Origin of the sequence: Tardiphaga sp. 709, assembly GCF_032401055.1 — a bacterium.
In the GTDB taxonomy this organism is placed as follows: domain Bacteria; phylum Pseudomonadota; class Alphaproteobacteria; order Rhizobiales; family Xanthobacteraceae; genus Tardiphaga.
This window is the reverse complement of the sequence record NZ_CP135529.1, coordinates 2,072,779-2,093,348: the sequence shown is the minus strand read 5'-3', so window position 1 is coordinate 2,093,348 and position 20,570 is coordinate 2,072,779. Positions and strand designations below refer to the sequence as shown.

General features: G+C 62.8%; 18 protein-coding genes. 3 read left to right on the top strand and 15 right to left on the bottom strand.

What is annotated here, in order from left to right; genetic code table 11:
• Window positions 1–228: 228 nt before the first annotated feature.
• The 13 genes from RSO67_RS10455 to RSO67_RS10395 all read right to left on the bottom strand — a co-directional run bounded on the left by RSO67_RS10455 (window position 229) and on the right by RSO67_RS10395 (window position 12,982).
• A complete protein-coding gene (locus tag RSO67_RS10455) occupies window positions 229–1,245 on the bottom strand; it encodes a histidinol-phosphate transaminase (protein WP_315843422.1) in 1,017 nt (338 codons plus the stop codon).
• Window positions 1,246–1,281: 36 nt separating this feature from the next.
• The gene (locus RSO67_RS10450) at window positions 1,282–2,955 is read right to left on the bottom strand and encodes an amidohydrolase (RefSeq protein ID WP_315843421.1); all 1,674 of its coding nucleotides are present in this window, start codon (window positions 2,953–2,955) and stop codon (window positions 1,282–1,284) included.
• Entirely contained in the window at window positions 2,952–3,812 is an 861-nt protein-coding gene (locus RSO67_RS10445; protein WP_315843420.1) for an ABC transporter permease, read from the bottom strand. Before RSO67_RS10445 ends, RSO67_RS10450 begins: the two co-directional genes overlap by 4 nt.
• Window positions 3,809–4,588 (bottom strand): ABC transporter ATP-binding protein, encoded by a 780-nt coding sequence (locus RSO67_RS10440; RefSeq protein ID WP_315843419.1) that lies wholly within the window; start codon window positions 4,586–4,588, stop codon window positions 3,809–3,811. Before RSO67_RS10440 ends, RSO67_RS10445 begins: the two co-directional genes overlap by 4 nt.
• Window positions 4,585–5,628, bottom strand: coding sequence for an NrtA/SsuA/CpmA family ABC transporter substrate-binding protein (locus tag RSO67_RS10435; protein ID WP_315843418.1), 1,044 nt, complete (start codon window positions 5,626–5,628; stop codon window positions 4,585–4,587). The genes RSO67_RS10440 and RSO67_RS10435 overlap by 4 nt, the downstream gene beginning before the upstream one ends.
• 292 nt (window positions 5,629–5,920) lie before the next feature.
• Entirely contained in the window at window positions 5,921–6,193 is a 273-nt protein-coding gene (locus tag RSO67_RS10430) for a hypothetical protein (protein WP_315843417.1), read from the bottom strand.
• 45 nt (window positions 6,194–6,238) lie between these two features.
• A complete protein-coding gene (locus RSO67_RS10425; protein WP_315843416.1) occupies window positions 6,239–7,303 on the bottom strand; it encodes an ABC transporter substrate-binding protein in 1,065 nt (354 codons plus the stop codon).
• A 17-nt stretch (window positions 7,304–7,320) separates the two neighbouring features.
• On the bottom strand, window positions 7,321–8,070 hold the full coding sequence (locus RSO67_RS10420; protein WP_315843415.1) for an ABC transporter ATP-binding protein: 750 nt from the start codon (window positions 8,068–8,070) through the stop codon (window positions 7,321–7,323).
• A gap of 10 nt (window positions 8,071–8,080) precedes the next feature.
• Complete coding sequence (locus RSO67_RS10415; RefSeq protein ID WP_315843414.1) at window positions 8,081–8,884, bottom strand: ABC transporter permease; 804 nt, start codon at window positions 8,882–8,884, stop codon at window positions 8,081–8,083.
• On the bottom strand, window positions 8,881–9,708 hold the full coding sequence (locus tag RSO67_RS10410) for an ABC transporter permease (protein WP_315843413.1): 828 nt from the start codon (window positions 9,706–9,708) through the stop codon (window positions 8,881–8,883). Before RSO67_RS10410 ends, RSO67_RS10415 begins: the two co-directional genes overlap by 4 nt.
• A gap of 45 nt (window positions 9,709–9,753) precedes the next feature.
• Complete coding sequence (locus tag RSO67_RS10405; protein ID WP_315843412.1) at window positions 9,754–10,074, bottom strand: ferredoxin family protein; 321 nt, start codon at window positions 10,072–10,074, stop codon at window positions 9,754–9,756.
• A complete protein-coding gene (locus tag RSO67_RS10400; protein WP_315843411.1) occupies window positions 10,071–11,690 on the bottom strand; it encodes an FAD-binding protein in 1,620 nt (539 codons plus the stop codon). The genes RSO67_RS10405 and RSO67_RS10400 overlap by 4 nt, the downstream gene beginning before the upstream one ends.
• A 356-nt stretch (window positions 11,691–12,046) precedes the next feature.
• The gene (locus tag RSO67_RS10395) at window positions 12,047–12,982 is read right to left on the bottom strand and encodes a GlxA family transcriptional regulator (protein ID WP_315843410.1); all 936 of its coding nucleotides are present in this window, start codon (window positions 12,980–12,982) and stop codon (window positions 12,047–12,049) included.
• A gap of 90 nt (window positions 12,983–13,072) precedes the next feature.
• On the opposite strand from RSO67_RS10395, the gene RSO67_RS10390 reads away from it, so the two are divergent.
• The 3 genes from RSO67_RS10390 (at window position 13,073) to RSO67_RS10380 (ending at window position 17,994) form a co-directional block, all read left to right on the top strand.
• Window positions 13,073–13,579, top strand: coding sequence for a cysteine hydrolase family protein (locus RSO67_RS10390; protein WP_315843409.1), 507 nt, complete (start codon window positions 13,073–13,075; stop codon window positions 13,577–13,579).
• Between the two features lie 696 nt (window positions 13,580–14,275).
• Entirely contained in the window at window positions 14,276–15,304 is a 1,029-nt protein-coding gene (locus tag RSO67_RS10385; protein ID WP_315843408.1) for an ABC transporter substrate-binding protein, read from the top strand.
• Window positions 15,301–17,994, top strand: coding sequence for a hybrid sensor histidine kinase/response regulator (locus RSO67_RS10380; RefSeq protein ID WP_315843407.1), 2,694 nt, complete (start codon window positions 15,301–15,303; stop codon window positions 17,992–17,994). The genes RSO67_RS10385 and RSO67_RS10380 overlap by 4 nt, the downstream gene beginning before the upstream one ends.
• Here the strand turns inward: RSO67_RS10380 and RSO67_RS10375 are convergent.
• Together RSO67_RS10375 and RSO67_RS10370 are read right to left on the bottom strand one after the other, a co-directional pair.
• Entirely contained in the window at window positions 17,991–18,731 is a 741-nt protein-coding gene (locus tag RSO67_RS10375; RefSeq protein ID WP_093756926.1) for a response regulator transcription factor, read from the bottom strand. The two genes, RSO67_RS10380 and RSO67_RS10375, sit on opposite strands and share 4 nt — an antisense overlap.
• Before the next feature lie 77 nt (window positions 18,732–18,808).
• Window positions 18,809–20,518, bottom strand: a complete 1,710-nt coding sequence (locus RSO67_RS10370) for a ShlB/FhaC/HecB family hemolysin secretion/activation protein (protein ID WP_315843406.1) — start codon at window positions 20,516–20,518, stop codon at window positions 18,809–18,811.
• Between the last annotated feature and the right edge of the window lie 52 nt (window positions 20,519–20,570).

Sequence of the window (20,570 nt, the reverse complement as noted above, 5' to 3'; positions counted from 1 at the left end):
TCGAGAACAAAGATATTGCGAAAGCATTCTCTCAGAGAGCAGATCGACGCCTGCTCGCCAGATCGGCGGCGGTGAGGTGTGGGCGCGGAATGCCGCGGAAGCGGTGCATCCGCTTTATCCGGATGCAGAGTGGCTGTCGTCGCCTTCCTCCGCACGCTTTGACGCGCGCGCTGGTGGCCGTACTTCTTCTGGAATACGCCTGCCGGCGTTCGGTGCCGTCGTGGGCGATCAGCGCAGGCTGTCGGCGACGATCTTGCGCGCCAGCGCATTGTCATGAGGCAGACCGATCGATATCCGCAGCCAGGTCGGCATCGCGGGATAGGGTTGCTTGATCGCGATACCCCGTGCCGCAAGGGCTGCAGTTACATCACCGTGTCGCCGGCCGGCATCGAAGAACACGAAGCTGCCCTGTGCTGCGGAAAAGGAAACGCTGCTCGCGCGAAACAAAGCGTGCCAACTCTCGCGCTCGGCGGCAACCGCGGTGCGCACTGCGGTGATGTGTGCGCGATCGCCTAGACTTGCCTGAGCGGCGACGAGGCCGAGGCGGTTGAGGCCATGAAACGCGCCAATGCCGATCTGCCTGAGCGATCGGGCAAGTTCGGCGGGCGCCAGCACATAGCCGATGGCGAGACCGGCGAGGCCGTGGATCTTGGCGAAGGTCCTGAATACGACGACCTGACGGCCGTCACGCACGAGGCCAGCCACGGTGCGCCGTTCCGGATCGAGCGTGTAGTCGAGATAGGCTTCGTCGACGATCACCAGCGCGCGCTTCGATAGATCGTGGACGAATTTGATGAATTCCGCAGCTGGACTCACTGTGCCGCTCGGATTGTGCGGGTTGACGAGATAGACGGCGCGGGTTCGCTCATTCACTGAGCTGGCGATGGCCGTAAGGTCGTTTTCGAGCCCATCATTCAGCGGCATGGCGACGGCCTTGCAGCCAGCCGGCACAACGGCATCGACCAGCGCCGTATAGCCCGGCTCAGAATAAATGAACTCGCCGCCGGGGCCGCCCTGAGCGGACAGAAACATTCCGAGTACGTCGAGAATTTCGCCGAGTACGATCTGCTCCGGCGCGATACGTTCATGCGTGGCGATGGCGGTGGTGAGCTGGTCCAGCTCGTCGCCGACATAGCGGTCGAGATGGGCAAGGTTCTCCTCGATCGCACGAAGCGCGCGCAGCGAAGGGCCGAACGGGCTCTCATTGTGCGACAGGCGGATTATGGCGCGGAACTCGTCGGTCATGGCGACGGACTATACGCGCTTTGCGGCGATCCGGCATCAACGTGCGTCATGGACGATGTGCCCGTCGACAATTGTGAGCAGGCAGGAGAGATCCTTCAGCTCCGCCGGTGGCAGTGTCGTCGGGTCGTCGGACAGAACCGCGAGATCCGCAGCGAAGCCGGGTTTCAGGCGGCCCTTCCAGCCTTCGTCAAAAGTGAGCGCAGCGCCAGTGGCGGTGAAGAGTTCTAGCGCCGTATGGGCGTCGAGCCGCTGACCAGGCCCTATCACACGGCCGGTGGTGCGCTCCTCGCGGGCGCAGGTGGTCCACAGTGTAAAGAACGGATCGTAGGGAATGTTGTCGGTGGCGATGGCCAGGGGAATCCCGGCATCAAGGATGGCGCGATGCGGCACCACGCTATTTCCGCCATCGGCCTCGTCCAGATATTTGCTGCCGCCCTTCCAGAGATAATAAGTCGAGATCGTCGTCACATACACGCCGAGCTCCTTGAGCGCGCGGATGTCCTCAGGCTGTGTACGGCCGATATGTTCGATGACCCAGCGGCGCTTAGCGATCGGATGTCGCTCGTTCACGGCCCGCAGAACGGGGACGATCTCGTGCAGCTGGTCGCCGACGATTGTGTGCAGGCGCAAGTCGAATTCGGCGGCGAGAAAACAGGCCTCGCGGAAGTCGGATGGCGTCACCGCCTGTTCGACGAAGCCGGACCAGCCGGTGTCGGGCAGATGCGCGCGGGCGCAGCAGGCCACGACGGAATCGCCGCCATAGGCGATATGGATGCCGGAGACGCGCAGCCAACGGTCGCCGAGCCCGCTACCGCGTGCGGTGGCGAGCCAGTCGCGCATGATGCGACGGGCCTCCGTCAGGTCGTTCCAGCTCGGACTCAGCACGAGGCCCGCGCGGACGGTGAGTTCGTTCAGCTCCCAGAGCCGGCGATAGACCGAGATGGTTTCGGCGGCCGAGCCGTGGCCTTCGTAGATGCTGGTGGTGCCCTTGGCATTGTAGAGCCGCTGCGAACGCTTGACGCCTTCGAGGCGATCGGCGAAGCCGAAACGCGGCACCGCGGGCAGGATGTCGAATTCCACCGTGGGGCGGTTGTTGTGCTCGACGATGATGCCAGTCGGTCTGCCCTGCGCATCGCGTTCGATCTCGACGCCGTTGACGCGGGGGCGTGTGTCCGGCCCGATGCCGTTCAGTTCGAGCGCGCGCGTGTTGAGCGCCGAGTGGCCGGGCGGCTTGCCCCAATTGCCGAACACGCCCTGGATATAGACGGGATGATCCGGTGCGGCGACGTCGAGTTCGTGGCGGTTCGGCAGGCGTCGTTCCGCGAGCGAGGAGACACCATCGAAAAAGAAAGGCGGTGTGCCTGCCGGCATGGTGACGATCCATTCGCCCGGCGGTGTGATCGCAGCAGCCTCGCGAATGCGGGCGAGGATGTCGGCGACGGATTTGGCGCCGGCGAGCGAAGGGCGCAGCGTCTTCAGCCCCTCGCGCTCCATATGCGCATGGGTGTCGTTGAAGCCGGGGATGACGCAGGCGCCCTGCAGGTCGATCCGTTCTGCATCCGGAGCGGCAGTGCGCACCGTGTCGCGGTCACCGACCGCCACGATCACATTGCCGTCGATCGCGATAGCCTGCACGGTGGGCCGTTCGCGGTCGAACGTCCAGATCTTCGCATTCTCGAAGATCTGCTGCCGCGGTGCCGGCGCCGTCATGACGCCGCGTACCAGGGGAACAGCCAGCGCGCCAGCGCAACGAAAACGCGGTCGGCGAGAAAGCCGAAGGTGCCGAGCAGCGCGAGGCCGATGAACATGATGTCGACGCGGAACAGCTGGTGGCCCTGCGACATCATATAGGCGACGCCGGCTGATGCGCCGGACAGTTCGGCGGCGACCAGTACGATGAGCGATACCGCGATGGACTGGCGGATACCCGAGAGGATGAAGGGAAGCGCGGCCGGCAACACCACCAGCAGCAGCGTGTCGCGGCGGCTGGCGCCAAGACAGGCCGCAGAGCGCAGATAGATGAGATTGATGTCGCGCACGCCGATGAAAGTGGTGATCCAGATCGGGAAGAATGCGCCCCATGCCACCAGCACCACTTTCGACGGCTCGCCGATGCCGAACCACAGCACGCAGAGCGGCACCAGCGCGATGGTCGGAATGGCGCGAAAGCCGTGTAGCAGCGGCTCGGTGAGATATTGCAGCCAGCGGACGCGCGCGGTGACGAGGCCGAGGCTGATGCCGGCGGCGAGCGCGATGATGAAGCCGAGCCCGGCGCGCTGCAGGCTGATGGCGATATTGCGGCCGATCTCGCCCGAGGTCAGCATCGGGATGAAGGCCTGCAACACGGTGCTTGGCGGCGGGAACAGGACTTCGTTGACCCAATCCGAATAGCGCGGGATCGCCTCCCAGATCGCGATGAACAGTACGAGACCAAGCGCGTTCAGCGCCAGACGCGTGAGCTGGGCCTTCCGCCGCACGCGGTCATTGGCGGCACGGAACTGGGCCTCGAAGGAGGGCGACGCCGGATGCGCATCGTCGGCCAGATCGATATCTGAAATCGTCGTCATGCGGCCCTTCGCGTGCCATTGGTCAGTTCGCCCGAGATCGAGCCGTAGAGTTCGCCGAACGCTGCCGAGCCGCGGTCGCGGGGATAGTCGGCGTCGATGATGCGCTCCGAGACGATCGTGCCGGGATGCGGCGCCATCACGACGACACGCTGCGCGAGGAAGATCGCCTCGTCGATATTGTGGGTGACGAAGACGACCGAGACGCCGGTTTCCTTCCAAAGCCTCAGCAAATCGTCCTGCAGGGTCTGCCGCGTCATCGCATCGACGGCAGCGAACGGCTCGTCCATCAGCAGGACCTTCGGTTCGACCACGAGCGCACGTGCGACGGCAACGCGCTGGCGCATGCCGCCGGAGAGTTCGTGGGGATACTTGTCGGCGGCGGCGAGCAGGCCGACGCGGCCGAGCGCATCGAGAGCCAATTGCCTGCGCGCGCCGCGTGACAGCGGCTTGGCGCGCAGGCCGAATTCGACGTTCTGCCGCGCGGTCATCCAGGCGAACAGTGCATATTCCTGGAACACGACGCCACGGTCGGGGCCGGGGCCTGCGATCGGCTGCTGTTGAAATGTGACGCTGCCGCGGCTCGGCTGCAGGAAGCCAGCGATCAGATGCAGCAGCGTGGTCTTGCCGCAGCCGGACGGCCCGATCAGGCAGACGAATTCGCCATCGCCGATCTGCAGCGAAACGTCGCGCAGCGCCCAGGTGGGGGCGGCGTCGCGTCCGGCATAGACCTGCGAGACGCCGGTGACGTCGATCAGCGGCGCAACGCTGCGGCTCATGTCAGGGTTACGCGGCCCGGCTGCGCTGCCTTGACCGGTCCATCCGCAACGAGGCCGCGCAGCAGCGGACGCAGCTCGCCTTTCGGTGGCTTTGCAAGCCCGGCATCGATCGCCCACTGTGCCTGGCTGACGAGATCATCGACGAAGCGCTCGTCAAAGGTCAGCTTGAAGGTGAAGGTCGAGGTCGCCTCGGCGATGTCGCCGGCCGGTGTCTTGATCCGCTCGGCGATGGTCTGCGGCCAGTTCTTGTCGTTGGCGATGCGTGCTTCGGCTTCGAGAAACACCTTTACCGCGGTGTTGACGAGATCCGGCTTCTCCTTGAGCACGCGTTCCGTGGTGAGCAGCAATTGGTGGCTCTGAAAGTATTTCTCGATACCGTCGAGTGTCATTTCATCGACCTGACCGTTCGACTGCTTCTGCGCTACGCCGACGGTCTGGCTGGTCCAGGCAAAGCCGTCGATGTCGCCGCGCGCCAGCGCCGTCGTCATGTTGTTCGGCGCGAGATCGACGACGGTGACGTCCTGCAGCTTGAGGCCGGCGAGTTCGAGATATTTGGCGAGAAAGAACTGGCCCGACGTGCCGATGCGGGTGGCAATCTTGCGACCTTTCAGACTGGCGGGATTCTTCGGATCGACAGCGCCACCTTTGCGCACTGCAAGCTTCATATCGCGCGAGTAACGGCTGTAGTTGATCACCGCCACGGGCCGCAGCCCGGTCAGCGCGGCGAATACCAGCGGCGTATCCGTAGAGGCTGAGAAATCGGCGGATCCGGACAGCAGCGCCTGCATGGAGTCGCGGCCGGTCTCGAAGGACGACGTCGTGAGGTCGACATTGGCTTTTTCCCACAGGCCGGCTGCTTCGGCGACATAGGGGAGGGCCCAAGTGTAGCCGGTGCTGCCATAGGCGAGCACGGCTTTGCTACGTGCCTGCGCAATGGCCGGGGTGCCGAGGAGACCGGTAGCGGCGATGGCGCCTGCGCCGATTAGAAGATTGCGGCGGTTGAGCGAAGGAAGGCGAACGCCTCGGCGGGAAATTGTCACGTGTCGGATCCTGGGTTGGTTGGCCAATGTCGAAGTTGTAAATATCCGCGCGCGTCTGCGATGCATCCGCACGCACATCGCGAGGCGGCTTTCGCTGCTGTGCTGGAGGATTCGCGGAAACCGTTGCGCCTGCAATAGTGAGCGGGCCGCGTATACCCACGGAAGATACGTTGCGCAGATGGCCAGCGGCAATTTCGGATATCCTGCGCTTCTTGGACGAAGCTTCTGTCCGAACGGGTATCAGGAGAACAACGCGACTGCTCGCAGGGAAGCGCGCCGGTCGCCTTGCACTTCACCGCACGAGTTGGCCGTCCGCCCATTGACGGATCAGCGCCAGCACGCGTTGCTCAGCCTTGAGAGCGAATTGCAGTTGCTGACGATCCGGGCGCTGTGTCCGCAGCGTTCGTCGCAGCCGGACACAGCGGTCCAGCGAGCGCGAGGCCTGCGCGCGCGCCCGCGTCGCCAATGGAATAGCGTCGTAGTCGGCGAATGCCTCCCGCGTGTCCGCTTCGTCGATATCGACGGGATCACGCTCATAGCGTCGCTTGAGCGGGAGATCGCTCATCTCTTTCTCCCGCCCGGTACGACACATACAACCTGAACCGTTGCCTTATGCTTTTGGCGTTCCGTCGGCATGTCGCGGTGTCCAGAATTTTTCGAGCTTGAGACTGGCCAGCGCCTCTTTGATCGGCGCCGCAAGCACCCAGTCCTTCACATCGATATCGCTGCGGATCAGTTTCTCGGACTTGGAGAAGTCGACGACATCCTGGAACTGGGCCAGCAGGAATTCGTCGACGAGCGGATTGAACGCTTCCTTGAGTGACTGGCCGCGGAATTCCTCCTGCAGGGCCTCGTAGGGCGTGCCGGATTTCGACCAGATACGCAACGCCTCGTCGCGATTGGCTTCGTCGCCGATCCACGCGACCGCCTTGAGGAGGCCGGTGACGACGCGGCGGGTGGCGTCGGGATATTTCTCACGGAATTGATCGGTGACGAGAATGCCGCCGAATCCGGTGGCCTTCGGGCCGATGTCCTTCGAGGTGTAGAAGATATCGACGATGCCCTTCTCGCGCAGCGACAGCACCGAGCTCGAACCGATGCTGGCGTCGACGCTACCAGCCGCAAGTGCTGCGAGCTGGTCGGCGGTCTTGAGATCGACGATCGTGAGGTCCTTTGCCGACAGGCCGTTTGCCTGCAGGGCGCGCAGGAACGCCCAGTGCAGGATAGTGCCCTTCTGGAAGGTGACCTTACGTCCCTTGAGATCCTTGATCGAATGGATCGGCAGTCCCTTGCGTGCGGCGCCAAAGATCGTGGTGGGACCGTAATTCAAGAGCACGCGGGTGGGCAGACCGTTGGCGCGGCCGATGACGTTCGGCAGTGCGCCATATTGGGCGAAGTCGATCCGACCGTTGGCGATGCCTTCATTGACCGCAGGGCCTGTGCCCGCGAGATAGGTCCATTCCAGCTTGACCGGCGTGTCCTTGAATTCGTTGGCGATGAAGTCCTTGGCCTGGGCGACGCCGAAGGTGGCGACACCGTAGGGCTGGCCGAAGCCGGCACCGAAGGCGCCGAAGCGGATCGTATCGGGATTTTCGATGGCGGCGCGGGCAGTCGTGCCGGTTGCCAGCAGCGCGGCGGCGCCCGCGGTAAAACTGCGTCGGGTGATCTTGTGCATGATGGTTGCTCCTGGTTTCAATGTCGGAGATCGGCGAGAACGCGCTGCTTTAGCGCGACGAAATCGGGTGCTGCGCGGTCGCGTGCGGCCAGCTCGACAGGGATGATACTGCGGATGCGGCCGGGGCGCGGTTCCATCACCACGATGCGGGTCGAGAGATACACGGCTTCCTCGACGTCGTGGGTCACCATGATCACGGTGGTCCGCTGCGCCTGCCAGATGTCCAGCAGCGCGTCCTGAAGCCGCGTGCGGTTCAGCGAGTCGAGAGCCCCAAGAGGTTCGTCCAGCAACAAGATTGCCGGTCGCCGAACCAGCGCGCGCGCGATCGCCGCACGTTGCGCCATTCCGCCAGATAACTGCGCAGGGCGTGCCCGCTCGAAGCCGGATAGGCCGACCAGCGCAATGGCATCGCGAACGCGTTGTATCTTCTCTTCCACCGGCAGCGGGAATGCATCGAGCGCCAGCGCGACGTTCTCAGTCAGCGTCAGCCACGGAAACAGACGATGATCCTGGAACACGATGCCGCGATCGGCGCCGGGGCCGCTTACCTGCGTGCCGCCGAGCAGGATCTCGCCGCGATAGACGTCATCGAGCCCGACGATGAGACGCAACAACGTGGACTTGCCGCAACCGGAGGCGCCGACGATGCTGACAAATTCGCCGGGTAGTACGGACAGCGACACATCCTGCAGCACGGGCAGGGGCGTCTCGTCGACCACATAGGTCTTGGTGACGTGCCGGATCGCAAGTTCTGTGAATTCTGTCATGCGTTTTCCATCACGTCAGGCCGGAGGCGCGCATCAAGGCCAGCGACGACAGCCGGCGGCACAGGCGTGTCGCGAGATAGCCGGTGGCTGCGAGTGCTGCGACGCCGACGATCACGATGTCCATGCGAAACTGTTCGCGTCCTTCGGAGACGAAGGTGCCGATGCCGCGTCCGTTGCCGATCGCATATTCTGCGCCGACGGTGCCGATCCACGCGCTGATCAGTGCGATCTCGATGCCGATGATGATGACCGGAAGGGCGGCGGGAAGCAGCACGCGGCGGATTTCCTGCCGGCGCGACAGGCCGAGCACGCGCGACACTTCGCGATAGGATATCGGCACGTTGCGAAGGCCGCTGGCGGTGTTCAGCGCGACCGGGAAGAAGGCGGACAGAGCGATATAGACGATCTTGCTGGCCTCGCCGTTGCCGAACCAGGCGGTGAGCAGCGGAATCCATGCGAACAGCGTGATCTGGCGCAACGCATGGAAGGAGCCACCGCTCGCCCGCGCGACGGTGGAGGACAGACCCATCGCAGTGCCAAGTGCGAGACCCAGCACGATACCGATGCCGGTGCCGCCAGCATAACGCAGCACGCTAGCCCCAATGGACCGCCAGATCTCTCGGCCTGCCGCATCGTCGAACGGTGCGAGCAGGATCCGTTCGGGCTGGATGGCGAGCGGGCCCGACAGCCAGCCGGCATGTACCGACCATGCCCAGCCGAATGCAAGGGCGAGCGGCAATACCAGACCGCGCGACCACGGCAATGCACCGCTGCGCGTCGCTCGCAGAGCTTCGGAAGGCGTCGCGCCACTCATGGGCGCGACTCCCAGCGCTGCAATCGCTGCTCGATGCGCGCAAGGCCGGTGTCCATGGCGAGGCCGATCAGACCGATTACCACCATGCCGACGATGACGATGTCGATCTGAAACAGGGTGCGTCCCCATACCATCGTGTAGCCGACACCTTCAGTGGCGGCGAGCATCTCGACCACGATGAGCGCGATCCATGCATGGCTCAAGGCCGTGCGCAGGCCGCCGAAAATGCCGGGAACGGTTGCGGGCAAAACGAGGCGACGCAGATAGGATCGCGCCGGCAGCTGCAACACGCGTGCAACCTCGCGAAACGGAGCAGGGATCTGTTTGACGCTTTCGGACGTCGCGATGACGGTCGGGACAAAACTCGCCTTTGCGATGAGAGCGAATTTGAGCGTCTCATCGAGACCAAAGATCAGCAGCAGGATCGGCAGCCAGCCGAGCGACGGAATTTGCGCGAGCAGCCTGAAGGTCAGTCCGCAATAGGCCTCGACAGTGCGCGACAGGCCGAGCAGCGCACCGAAGACGAGGCCGCTACCGGCGCCGATGGCGAAGCCGATTCCGATCCGCCACAGGCTGATGCGAAGCCCGTCAACGATCTCGCCGCCGCGGATCAGGTCGATGGCGGTGGTCGCCACGAGCATCGGTGGCGGCAGGATCTGCACCGGCAGGAGCCGCAGCGATGCCGCGCATTGCCATGCGATGAGGACGACCAGCGGAATGGCAAGCGGCAGCAGCCGATGGCCGACCGCGCGCGCCTTCCAGATGCGGCGAACGGCGGGCAAGCGATCAACGACACGATCGACGGCCACGGATCTGACGTTCATGCGAAGCTCCGGGACGCGCGATGCGTCCGACACCGTCGGGTATTGTCAGGGGCCGAAGAGCCGATAGCTGCGATCGATGCCGCGTTGGTCCCGCGTTTCCTTGGTCCAGCCGACGGCGCGTCGATAACTGCCGAGTGCGTCGGACTGCTTGAGCTCCGCAGCTGCGAGGCTTACCGGCTCGTCCGCGAAGGGCGAGACGTAGAGCGAGTCTTCCGGACAGTAGAGTTCGCACATGAAGCAGGTCTGGCAGTCGTCCTGCCGGGCGATGACGGGTATACCATCGGTCTTGTCAAATACGTTGGTCGGGCAGACGCGGACGCAGATATTGCAGGAGGTGCAAGTCTCGGAATCGATGACCTCGATCATTCTGCAGCCTCCGCAAGAGATGCTTCGGCGTGCGGACGGGTAGCTGTCCAGACTTCGTCGAGGCCGCCGGTGGTGATGTAGTGGCGCTGCGACGGATCCTGCTCGGGGAAGTCGTCTCGCCGATGCATGCCACGGGTTTCCTTGCGCGCCAGCGCGCTGCGATACATCCAGCGTGCCGTCGCCAGCATCGCGGCGCTTTCGCGCGCACGGACCGCGTCAATGCCCGACACAGCGCCTGCCTTGGTGGCATCGTGCCAGAGTGTGTCGAGGCGCGCGAGCGATGCAGTCAGGCGCCCAGCTTCGCGGAAATAGTTGATCTCATACGGGAAGACCTCGTTCTGCACGGCTGTGGCAAGGGTCGCGCCGTTCAATGTCGAGCGCGTGCTTTCCTGCAGGCCCACGGTGCCGGCGCCCGTTGCATTCCGGCGGATACGACGCGTGCCCTTGACGTAACGTGCCGCGCCCTGGCCCGACCAGTAGCCCGATGACATCGCCCAGGCCGCATTGTGGCTGCCGCCTCCGGTAAAGCCGCCGCAAATGAGCTCGCGCGTCGCGGCATCGCCGGCGGCATAGAGGCCGGGCACGGTGGTGGCGCAGCTGTCATCGACGATCCGCAGGCCGCCGGTGCCGCGGATCGTGCCTTCGAGACGCAGCGTGACCGGAAAGCGCTGGGTGAAAGGATCGACGCCCGTGCGGTCATAAGGCAGGAAGAAGTTCGGCTGCGAGACGCGCATGGCCTCCTGAATGTCGGCATCGGCCTTGTCGAGCTGCGCGTAGACCGGACCTTTCAGCAATGCGCGCGCGATGGCCGAGCGGCCGCCCTTCGACGCAGCACCCGGCACCGGCGTCCCATCCTCATAGGTGAAGGTGCCCCAGCCGAAGAACAGTGTTTTGGTCACCGATCCGAACGCGCTCGATATCGCATAGGGATTGGAGAACTCCATGCTGGTCAGCTCGGCGCCGAGTTCGGCGGCCATCAGATATCCGTCACCGGTGAGAACGTTCGAGCCCAGCGTCTTGCTGAGGAAGGCGCATCCGCCCGTCGCGATGACGACGGCACCAGCGCGCACGCGCCATGGCTTTCCACTCTGGCGCTGCAGTCCTGCGGCGCCAGCGACGGCGCCGGCGTCATCGACCAATAATTCCAGCGCTGGACTATGATCCAGGATCGTGACACCCGCGGCCTTGGTGCGCTTGCGCATCAGCCGCATGTATTCCGGCCCCTGCAGCGAATTGCGCTGAGATCGGCCGCTGTCATCGGTCGGGTAGGGATAGCCCCATTCCGCCAGTCTGTTGCTCTGATCGTAGGTGCGGTCGAGGACGCGGGACATCCAGCGGCGATCCTGCAGATAGCCGCCCATCTTCTCGCGATTGGCCATGGCGGCCTCGCGCTTGTCAGGCGATGAATCGATATACCAAACGCCGGTGCCGGATGGTGCTGTGGCGCCGGAGGTTCCGCAAAAGCCTTTGTCAACGAGCACGACGCGCGTGCCTTCGCCGGCAGCGCTGATTGCCGCCCAGGTGCCGGCCGGGCCGCCGCCCAGCACCAGCACATCTGCATCGAGCTCGACGGCGTCCGCTATGCGTGCATCGACGCGAGGCGCGTTGTCGCTCATTTCATGTCTCCGCTGCAAATCGAGATGCGCCCGCAAGGCGTCAGAAGCTGCCGTGAATGTTTGCCCACAACATTCGCTCTGGCAATTTCAGATATTGCTCCAAGCGGAGGACAAACACGCCGCAATGGCGCGGGGTGAAGAAAGAACTATCGCGTCCTTGAGAGACCGACGTCGCGATCCGCGATTGAGTGCGGTCTTCGTTCAGCAAGAACAAGAATTTCATTTCGGCGAATGAACGTTATCGAAAACGATCGAGATGTTGCCGCCATCATTGAGAGGTTGAAACTAGCTTTGTGTCATTGATGCTCTGGAATGACGCTCTTGCGATCGCCAGCTCTGGGTCGATTGGCGTGCGATCAGCCGACTTTCTGCCGCGCCATCCATTGCGTCGGCGTAAGCCCGAGCTCGGCACGAAATGCTGCCCGCAATGCGTGTGCATCTGGAAATCCGCTGCGAAGGGCGACATCCTCGATGCCATGCACGCCGGATGTCAGCATTTCTTGGGCGCGCGACAGACGCACCTGCTTCAGCCATTGTCCGAGGCTGCCGCCGGTCCGCGAGCGGATATGACGCGACAGGCTTCGGCGGCTCATGCCGGCACGCTCCGCCAGTTCGTCGAGCGACGGTGTCCGGGTTGGATCTGCGCGCAGTCCTTCCAGAATCTCGGTGACACGCCGATCGGAGGACGATCCGAGCGCCGGGCGCTCAAGCACCTGCGGTTGCTGGCCCGAGCGTTGCGGCGCAAGGACGAGGTGACGGGCAACGCGGTTGGCTTCGCCCAGCCCGGACACGCGGGCGAGCAGATGCAGACAGCAGTCCAGCCCGGACGCGATGCCCGCCGAAGTCAATATTTGCCCTTCGTCGATAAAGAGTGCGCCGGCATCGACATCGACCGTGGGATAACGTAGCGCGAACGTCTTCGCTTGAGCCCAGTGCGTCGTCGCACGACGTCCATGGAGCAAGCCGGCTTCGGCGAGACCAAAGGCACCAAGGCAAAGACCGACGACGATCGCCCCGCGTTCGCCTGCCATTTGCACTTCCGCGATGATATCCGACGACAGCGGTTCGTCGACGTTCCGCCAGCCCGGCAGGATCACGACGTCGGCCTCGCGGGCCGCCTTCAACGGATAGCCCGCTTCGATCGTCAACCCGCCTGTCGTCTTTAAACGAGGCTCGTTTGAGCAGACGTCGATCCGATGACCGCTGGCCAGAAACGGTTCGCCGAACACCGCGAGCGGCGTGGACAGCATGAAAGGACTGATGTGATCGTAGGCGAGGACGGCGATTCGCATTGGCCCAATCTACACCAAAAATGTCCATCGGGCCACTGACAGACGCAGGTGCGCGCGGGTAAAGGTCGCTGAAACCTCAGGAGCCCCATTATGACCCGCACGCTTCTCGTGATCGACGTCCAGAACGAATATTTTGCCGGTGGCCTCCTTCCACTATGGAAGCCCGATGAAATCGAGGCCCGCATCGTGTCCGCCATCGCGCGGGCAAGAGCTTCAGGGGACAACGTTGTCCTCGTCCGACACGTGTCGAAGGCTGACGCCGGTCTGTTCGCGGCAGGCGGTTCAGGCAGTGCCATCCGACCAGCGATTCTTGCTGCCGCAGCCGATGCTCCGATCGTCACCAAACAGTTCGCCGACGCTTTCCAGGAGACGGAACTATCGTCTCATTTGGCTCAAACCGACGAGCTGCTGATCTGCGGAATGATGACGCAGAACTGTGTCGTCTTCACTGCCTTGTCGCGCGCGGCCGACGACCTGTCCGTCCGGGTCATCGGTGAACTCTGCAGTGCTCCGACTGAGACAGTTCACAATATCGCGTTAAATGCTCTGGGATCGAAGGGGCTTATCGCCAGCGTAACGGACCTATGGAGTTCCTGAACTATCGACAGATAGTTCTGTCGATCTGGCAGCATCATTTCGTGATCAACGAGAAATGGCAGCAATCACGGTTCAATCGACGTCGAAACGGTCAGTTGGATCCACTGTTCACTCCTGGCGAATGGGGAGCTGCGCATGGATGCGCTGAGCGGGCAGCAAATCGGGATGCGGCCATTGCCATACTGACAAAGAGAATTTCTATAATGATCTCAAGGGAGCAAAAAGCTGGGAAATATCAGAACAGCGCTTGAAAACGCTGCGAAATCCGGAGATTGCCAACCTGAATACACTCCGGCTGTTATCTCAAATGGCCACCAATCAGGCTGCCCTCCGATCGAAAACGGTGCTCCTACGGTAGCGGAGCATCTGACCTACGCCACCAATGCCGAGCGCTCACGCCATCATACTGAGGACAAACAGCGGTTCGTCGTGTCGGTGGTTGCGTGTGATTCCCTCCCTGGGCACCAAAGCTCCCGAGGCCAGCCGATGGTGCTGGCAAAGCCAGCGAGCAATGTAATTCCCGTAATCGCACGGCGCGCTTGCCGAGTTTGACCGTCTAGGCCCCTCTCCCGTCGGGCGGCGAGCGCTTTGATCGTTCTCGCTCAGATCGTCCATTTCGGATATTTGAGAAAAGCGAGTAGTGGGACGTCTGCTCCCCGCGGTACAACGTCTCGCTGTTGTGCTGGGAAATTCCTCATGCGGAAGACTATGGCGCTCGATCGACGAAGTGTTCTTGTGTTTGCTGCGATCTTGGCCCTTCCGCGCCTGGCCGTCGCGCAGGTGGCGCCCGAGCGGCGGCGCGTCTCATTCCTGCTGAGCACCGCCTATGACGAGCCTATGACCGTTGCACGCCTGGCAGCGATGAAGGCCCGACTTGGCGAGCTTGGATGGGTCGATGGGCGTGTGATCGAGTATGAAGCGCTGTCGTGTCTGAACGATCCGGTCCAACGCAAGGCGATGGCCAAGCAGATCGTGGCACGGACACCGGATCTGATCATCACGGGTGGCGTGCTCGATGCGCAGGCCATTCTGAGCGAGACCCAGACCATTCCGCTCGTCTTCTCAACGGCAGCGGATCCGGTCAGCAGCGGATTTGTGCAGAGCCTGGTGCGCCCGGGGGGGAATGCCACGGGCTTCACGACCAGCCATCCATCGATGGGGAGCAAATGGCTGGAAATTCTTCTGGAGCTTGCGCCTCGCGTCAAGCGCGTCGGTGTGATCTTCAATCCGCTCTCCGCGCCGCGCAATGGCGACTACTATCTCGATCCGTTGAGGGAGATGGCGTCATCTTTCGGCGTTGACATCATCCCGCTTCCGATTTCGGACCCAGACAACATATCCGCGCAGATTACCCGACTTGGCGGTGCGCCGGCTGGCGGGCTTGTCGTGACGCCGGATGCGTTCACCGTCCTCAACCGCAAGGCGATCGTATCCGCTGTCGCGGCAAATGCGGTCCCGGCGGTCTATTCCTATCACTTCTTCATGACCGAAGGTGGCCTGGTCTCCTACGGGTTCAAGTATGAATCGGCGGCGTCGGAGCGCTCGGAGCTGGTGGAGGCGATGGTCGAATATATCGACCTGATCTTGCGCGGCGCCAAGCCCGCGGAGCTGCCAGTGCGATCGCCGCGCACCTATCAGCTGATCATCAATCTCAAGACCGCGAGGTCACTGAACCTGACGGTGCCGCCGGTGCTGCTGGCCCGCGCCGACAAGATCATAGAATGAGTGTGATCGGCGCCGATCGCGATGCACGACCGCCGGTGCGCGGCGGTCTGTTCCGCAAGTACCTCGTGTCCTTTCTGGTGGTCGTTTCGGCGGCGCTGATCGCCAATAATGTGATCGACGCGATATTCTCCTATCGCGAGCAGCAGCGCCTGCTGATCGCTGTGCAGCGCGAGCAGGCCAGCGCCGCGGCGGACAAGATCGATCAGTTCCTCAAGGAGATCGAGCGGCAGCTCGTCTGGTTATCCCAGCTCTCGCTGCAGATGCTTCCGCCGGAGGAAATGCGCATAACCGGCATTCGCCTGCTGCGCCTGACGCCGGCGATCTCCGAAATCGCCCAACTCGATCCGCAAGGTCGCGAGCAATTGCGCGTGTCGCGCTATGTGCGTGACATGGTCCGCAGCAATACGGACCTTTCGCAGTCTCCCGCATTCGTCGATGCGAAGGCACGCGGCATCTATTACGGGCCGATCTTCTTCTTCCGCGAGACCGAGCCGTATATCACGGTTGCCGTGAGCGGCGCGGATGGCGGCGTGATCATCGCCGATGTCAATCTGCGCTTCATGTGGGATCTCGTCTCGCAGATCAAGGTCGGCAATGAGGGCAATGCCTTCGTCGTCGATACGAGGGGGCGTCTGATTGCCCATCCCGATCTCCGCCTCGTGCTCAAGAACACCGACCTGTCGGGGCTTTCGCAGGTTGCGTCCGCGCTCGCGGGAAGCGCAGGCAGCGATGCGGATTCCGTCGTCACCGATCTGGCGGGAAAACGCGTTCTTTCGGTTCACACATCCATCGCGCCGGTCGGCTGGAAGGTGCTCGTTGAACTGCCAACTCACGAAGCCTATGCGTCGCTCTACGCGTCGATGCTCAATTCGGCGCTGCTGCTGCTTGTCTCGCTGTTCTGTGCGTTTATCGCGGCGCTGTTGCTCAGCCGTCGTATGGCCGATCCGATCCGTGCGTTGACGGAAGGTGCAGAACGCATCGGAAGCGGCGATCTCGATCAGAAACTCGTCATTCGGACGGGCGATGAACTGCAGACTTTGGGTGAGCAGTTCAACCGGATGGCAGAGCGCCTGCGGGAGTCATATCTGACCCTTGAAGGACGGGTTGTGGCGCGGACGACCGAGCTCGCGCAGGCGCGCGATCAAGCGATCGAGGAACGGGCAGAAGCGCATCACGCGCGACAGGCGGCCGAACTGGCCAATGAAACCAAGTCGCGCTTCCTCGCGGTCGTCAGTCATGAACTGCGGACTCCACTCAACGGCGTGATAGGCGTGCTGCAATTGCTCGATAATAGCCGCCTGGACGAGCGTCAGATCCGCTTGCTCACGGCCGCCAAGGTCTCGGGCGATACCCTGCTCGCACTGATCGAATCGATTCTCGACTATGCCCGCCTCGAAGCAGGCGCCGACAAGCTCGAATTCCGCAGTTTTCGCCTGGATCAACTGATCGAAGCAGATCTGGATCTGTTGAGGGAGGAGGCGGAGGCGAAGGGATTGACGTTGAGCCTGTCGATGCGAGGCGATGTGGCCGCGGATGTCGCCGGCGACCCGATCAAGCTGAATCGATTGGTGCTCAATTTACTCGGCAACGCTGTCAAATTCACCGCGCAAGGTAGCGTCCAGGTCGATCTCGCATTCGATACACTGGATGCTCCCGGCATGCTCCATCTGTCGGTTACGGATACGGGTATCGGAATCGCGCCGGATATTCAGGAGCGCATCTTCGAAGACTTCGTGCAGGCTGACAGCGATATCGAGCGTCGGTTCGGCGGGACGGGGCTTGGCCTCGCCATTTCCCGCCGGTTGGCGCGGCTGATGGCCGGCAATCTCTCGGTCCGCAGCGAACTCGGCAAGGGAAGCACGTTTACTCTGTCCATTCCTCTCGATCGGGCGCAACTGGTGCCGGCCGTTGTCGAGACGAGACCTCCGGCGACGAAGCTGTCCGTGCTGCTCGTCGATGACGATCCGGTCAATCGCGACGTGGGGCATGCCCTCCTTGTTCGTCTCGGTCACGAGCCAGTCGTAGCATCGAGTGGGGCCATGGCTCTGGAGCTCGTTCGCTCAGGTGCCTTCGACGTCGTACTCATGGATGTGCATATGCCGGAGATGGACGGCATTGCCACGGCCAGGCTCATTCGGAAACTGCAGCTTGATCGATCGCCACGGATTATCGCACTGACAGCCGACTTGTCGGATCGCACACAGGGACGGCTCACTGCCAATGGCATCCGCGCGCGCGTCGGCAAGCCGATCACGCTACAGGCGCTGCAATCAGCCTTGCAGGCGGGTGTCGACGATCTGCCAGGCGCCCCGGTTGGTGCGTCCGAGCTAACCGCTGGTTCTCTCATCGATGACGATTTCTTTAACGATCAGGAAGAACTGCTAGGGGTGCCCCGGTTGCGTGGTCTGCGCACCATCTTCCTTGACACCTGCCTTCCGCTGACGCGGAGCATGGTGGAAGCGGCCAGCATGGGGGATCGGCATCACATGCAACGCCTGGCGCATCGGATCGGCAGTGCGGCCAGTGCGCTCGGTCTCGAACGTCTGTTCTTCCAATGCAACGGGATCGAGGCTGATGCGGCGCGATTGCCGGCAGATGCGCTTGAAGCTGTTGCCGTCCAGCTGGAGGCAACCTGCCGTGAATCTATCGCTGCGCTCAATGAACGTTTGCGAGAGTCCGAACAGGCCTAGCGCTTTGATTCGAGCATGAGTTTGTAACCTATGCCCGTCACGGTCGTGATCAGGGGCTGGTTGCTGCCGCTGGCGAGTTTGCGTCGGAGTCTGGCAACGAGGGCGTCGACGGTACGTATATCGACATCGGTCTGCCGATTGCTGACGACTTCGATCAGATACTCCCGGCTGAGCGGCCTGCCGTCGGCGCCGACCAGCGCTGCGAGCAGATCAAATTCGGCGCGCGTGAGATGCACCAGCTCGCCGCCGAGCGTGGACAGTTCGCGTCGCACGAGATCGATGATCCAGCGTCCGAAGACGATCGTGGTGCCGGCGGTCGCGGCGTCACGCTCGATCGCGCGGCGCCTGAGGACCGAGCGAGCGCGCGCGAGCAGGTCGCGCAGGTTAATCGGCTTCGTGACGTAGTGATCGCCAGCCACCTCGAGGCCAAGGATCCGATCAACTTCGGTATCGCGGCGCGTGACGAATATGATGCCGGCCTGGCTTACGCTCTGGATCTCTCTCGCGAGTTCGAACCCATCGCCGTCCGGAAGCTGAACGTCGATGAAAACGAGCTCGGCGCCGTTCTTCCTGATCTTCTGACGGCACTCAGCGCAATTTGCCGCTTCGGCGACGTCAAAGTTGTGATCGGTGAAGTAACCGGCCAGCATGGCCCGCGTCACGGGGTCGTCCTCGACGATCAGGAGCCGGTCGCGGCGCTGCGAATCTCGGTTAAATGAAGGGACCGGCGCCGACATCTTGTGCTCCTGCCGTATCAATGGAATGGCATCTGACCGAAAGCAAGTGATCTGTCCGTTGTTGCCATCTCTGGAGTCTAGTAGCGGATCGAGCCGCCGGCGAACACCATCCAGCCGTCGAGGCTGGAAGCGCTGGCGCGTCGTTCGCTCAGCTCCACGAAGCCGGACAGCGACGGGGCGTCGGGTGCCTGCGGCGCGAGCTGGAAGCGCATACCGCCACCATAGTTGTTCGCGCGAATGACGGGGATTTCCAATACGGTCGGCATTTCATAGCGGCGCTCGCCAGTAGCTGCAAAGACGTAAGCTACGATTGCATGCGGTTCGGCGATGAACGGGAGCTGGGTGCTCCAGCCGAACTCTCCGCGTCCCACCCAGCCTGTATCGCCGGCGAGCGTGCCGGCGGCGAAGCCGGACAGCATGTTGGTGCCAATGATCGGAAACTGCTCGGATGTGAGCATCGGGCGACCGAATGATGTCTGGCCTGCGAGTCCTGCCGAGAGAAACAGATTCTCGGGAAGCGTTTGCATGACGTCGATGCGACCGTCGAGCTTGCTGAATTCGGCGTCTGCGCCTTGCCGCGAAAGTGGGAGCAACGGCGTTGCATCGGCTATGGAGCGGGCCCCAAGCGCATTGATGCCGTGAGAATAGGTTGCCGTGTAGCTGAGGGTGGTTCCGCTTTCGCGTAGTCGCAGGATGCCGTCGAGGCCGACGCGTGGCACGCGCGTACGGTCAAGCGATAGCGGCGTGGCCGGTGTCGTAATCAGCGTGCTGACCTGTTCCTCTGTGAGATCAAATCGCGCATTGAAGCTCAGTTCGGTGTCGCGGCGTTTGACAATATCGTAGGCGAGTTTTGCGCGCCCTTGCCGGAAAACACCCTGTGATGCGAATATCGCATCAACCCGCGGGGTCGTGCGACCATCGGTGACGCCGAGTTCGAACCGCCAGCCGTCGATACCGAGTGGGACGGCGAGGTTTGCACCGAGATAGCGGCGCGTAGGATAGGGCGTCACGAAATCATTGTCGGGCAGTCCGGCGATGGAGATCGAGATCTGTTCGCCAAATCCCGTCAGATTGTTGAGCGAGAAATACGTTGCCGCCTGCCACTCGCCAAAGGATTTGGGCATGCCATTGTCGAGATAGAGGCTCGCCGAGACTGGCCTGTACCGGCCGCTAAGCACCAGAACAGAGCTGCCGACGGCCGAGCCGGAAGCAAAAGTGGCATTGAGAACGAGACCCGGTGTATCGCCCGCAATCAGCAATTGCCGTTCGAGTTCGCTCTGCGTGAGGCGTCGCTTGTTGAGCAACGGCGCCAGCACGGCTGCAACGCGAGCAGCCGATGTTCCGGACAGGGTGCTGGTATCGAATTTCTCGACATAGCCGTCAATGACGCGCAGCTTTACACGTGCGCGCCGATCAAGTTCCTGGGGCAGGATGACGACGCGCACGAGCGGGTAGCCTGCGCGCACATAGGCTTGCTGCAACTTGTCGGCAAGGCCGAACAGATCTGCGACCGTAACGGACCTTCCCAGCAGCGTCGCCGCGGCTTCTTTTCTCGCTATGGCGATCTCATCAAATTCGCCTTCGATGTCGATCCCGGTTAGGATGAAAGTCAGCTTTTTGGCAGCGTCCGGCACGGTTGAGCCGGCGGCGATTTGCGGCAAGGTAATACGCGTCGATGCGGGCGGCGTGGCAATCGTGGGTGGTTGTACGAGGCTTGGTGCGGGAGCGGGGGATTGAGCGAGCGCGCCGCTGCACGGCGATCCCAAGGCGATTGCGATCAACGCCAAGGATTTCTTTGTCGAACGAATAGACATCAAGACAGCCCCAGAACTTCCCACG

Bases quoted from the DNA above. Each gene is read 5' to 3' on its own strand.
- RSO67_RS10385 (WP_315843408.1), top strand. From the start codon at position 14,276: ATGCGGAAGACTATGGCGCTCGATCGACGAAGTGTTCTTGTGTTTGCT.
- RSO67_RS10420 (WP_315843415.1), bottom strand. From the start codon at position 8,070: ATGACAGAATTCACAGAACTTGCGATCCGGCACGTCACCAAGACCTAT.
- RSO67_RS10430 (WP_315843417.1), bottom strand. From the start codon at position 6,193: ATGAGCGATCTCCCGCTCAAGCGACGCTATGAGCGTGATCCCGTCGAT.
- RSO67_RS10400 (WP_315843411.1), bottom strand. From the start codon at position 11,690: ATGAGCGACAACGCGCCTCGCGTCGATGCACGCATAGCGGACGCCGTC.
- RSO67_RS10440 (WP_315843419.1), bottom strand. From the start codon at position 4,588: ATGAGCCGCAGCGTTGCGCCGCTGATCGACGTCACCGGCGTCTCGCAG.
- RSO67_RS10445 (WP_315843420.1), bottom strand. From the start codon at position 3,812: ATGACGACGATTTCAGATATCGATCTGGCCGACGATGCGCATCCGGCG.
- RSO67_RS10415 (WP_315843414.1), bottom strand. From the start codon at position 8,884: ATGAGTGGCGCGACGCCTTCCGAAGCTCTGCGAGCGACGCGCAGCGGT.
- RSO67_RS10410 (WP_315843413.1), bottom strand. From the start codon at position 9,708: ATGAACGTCAGATCCGTGGCCGTCGATCGTGTCGTTGATCGCTTGCCC.
- RSO67_RS10390 (WP_315843409.1), top strand. From the start codon at position 13,073: ATGACCCGCACGCTTCTCGTGATCGACGTCCAGAACGAATATTTTGCC.
- RSO67_RS10395 (WP_315843410.1), bottom strand. From the start codon at position 12,982: ATGCGAATCGCCGTCCTCGCCTACGATCACATCAGTCCTTTCATGCTG.
- RSO67_RS10375 (WP_093756926.1), bottom strand. From the start codon at position 18,731: ATGTCGGCGCCGGTCCCTTCATTTAACCGAGATTCGCAGCGCCGCGAC.
- RSO67_RS10380 (WP_315843407.1), top strand. From the start codon at position 15,301: ATGAGTGTGATCGGCGCCGATCGCGATGCACGACCGCCGGTGCGCGGC.
- RSO67_RS10425 (WP_315843416.1), bottom strand. From the start codon at position 7,303: ATGCACAAGATCACCCGACGCAGTTTTACCGCGGGCGCCGCCGCGCTG.
- RSO67_RS10405 (WP_315843412.1), bottom strand. From the start codon at position 10,074: ATGATCGAGGTCATCGATTCCGAGACTTGCACCTCCTGCAATATCTGC.
- RSO67_RS10455 (WP_315843422.1), bottom strand. From the start codon at position 1,245: ATGACCGACGAGTTCCGCGCCATAATCCGCCTGTCGCACAATGAGAGC.
- RSO67_RS10450 (WP_315843421.1), bottom strand. From the start codon at position 2,955: ATGACGGCGCCGGCACCGCGGCAGCAGATCTTCGAGAATGCGAAGATC.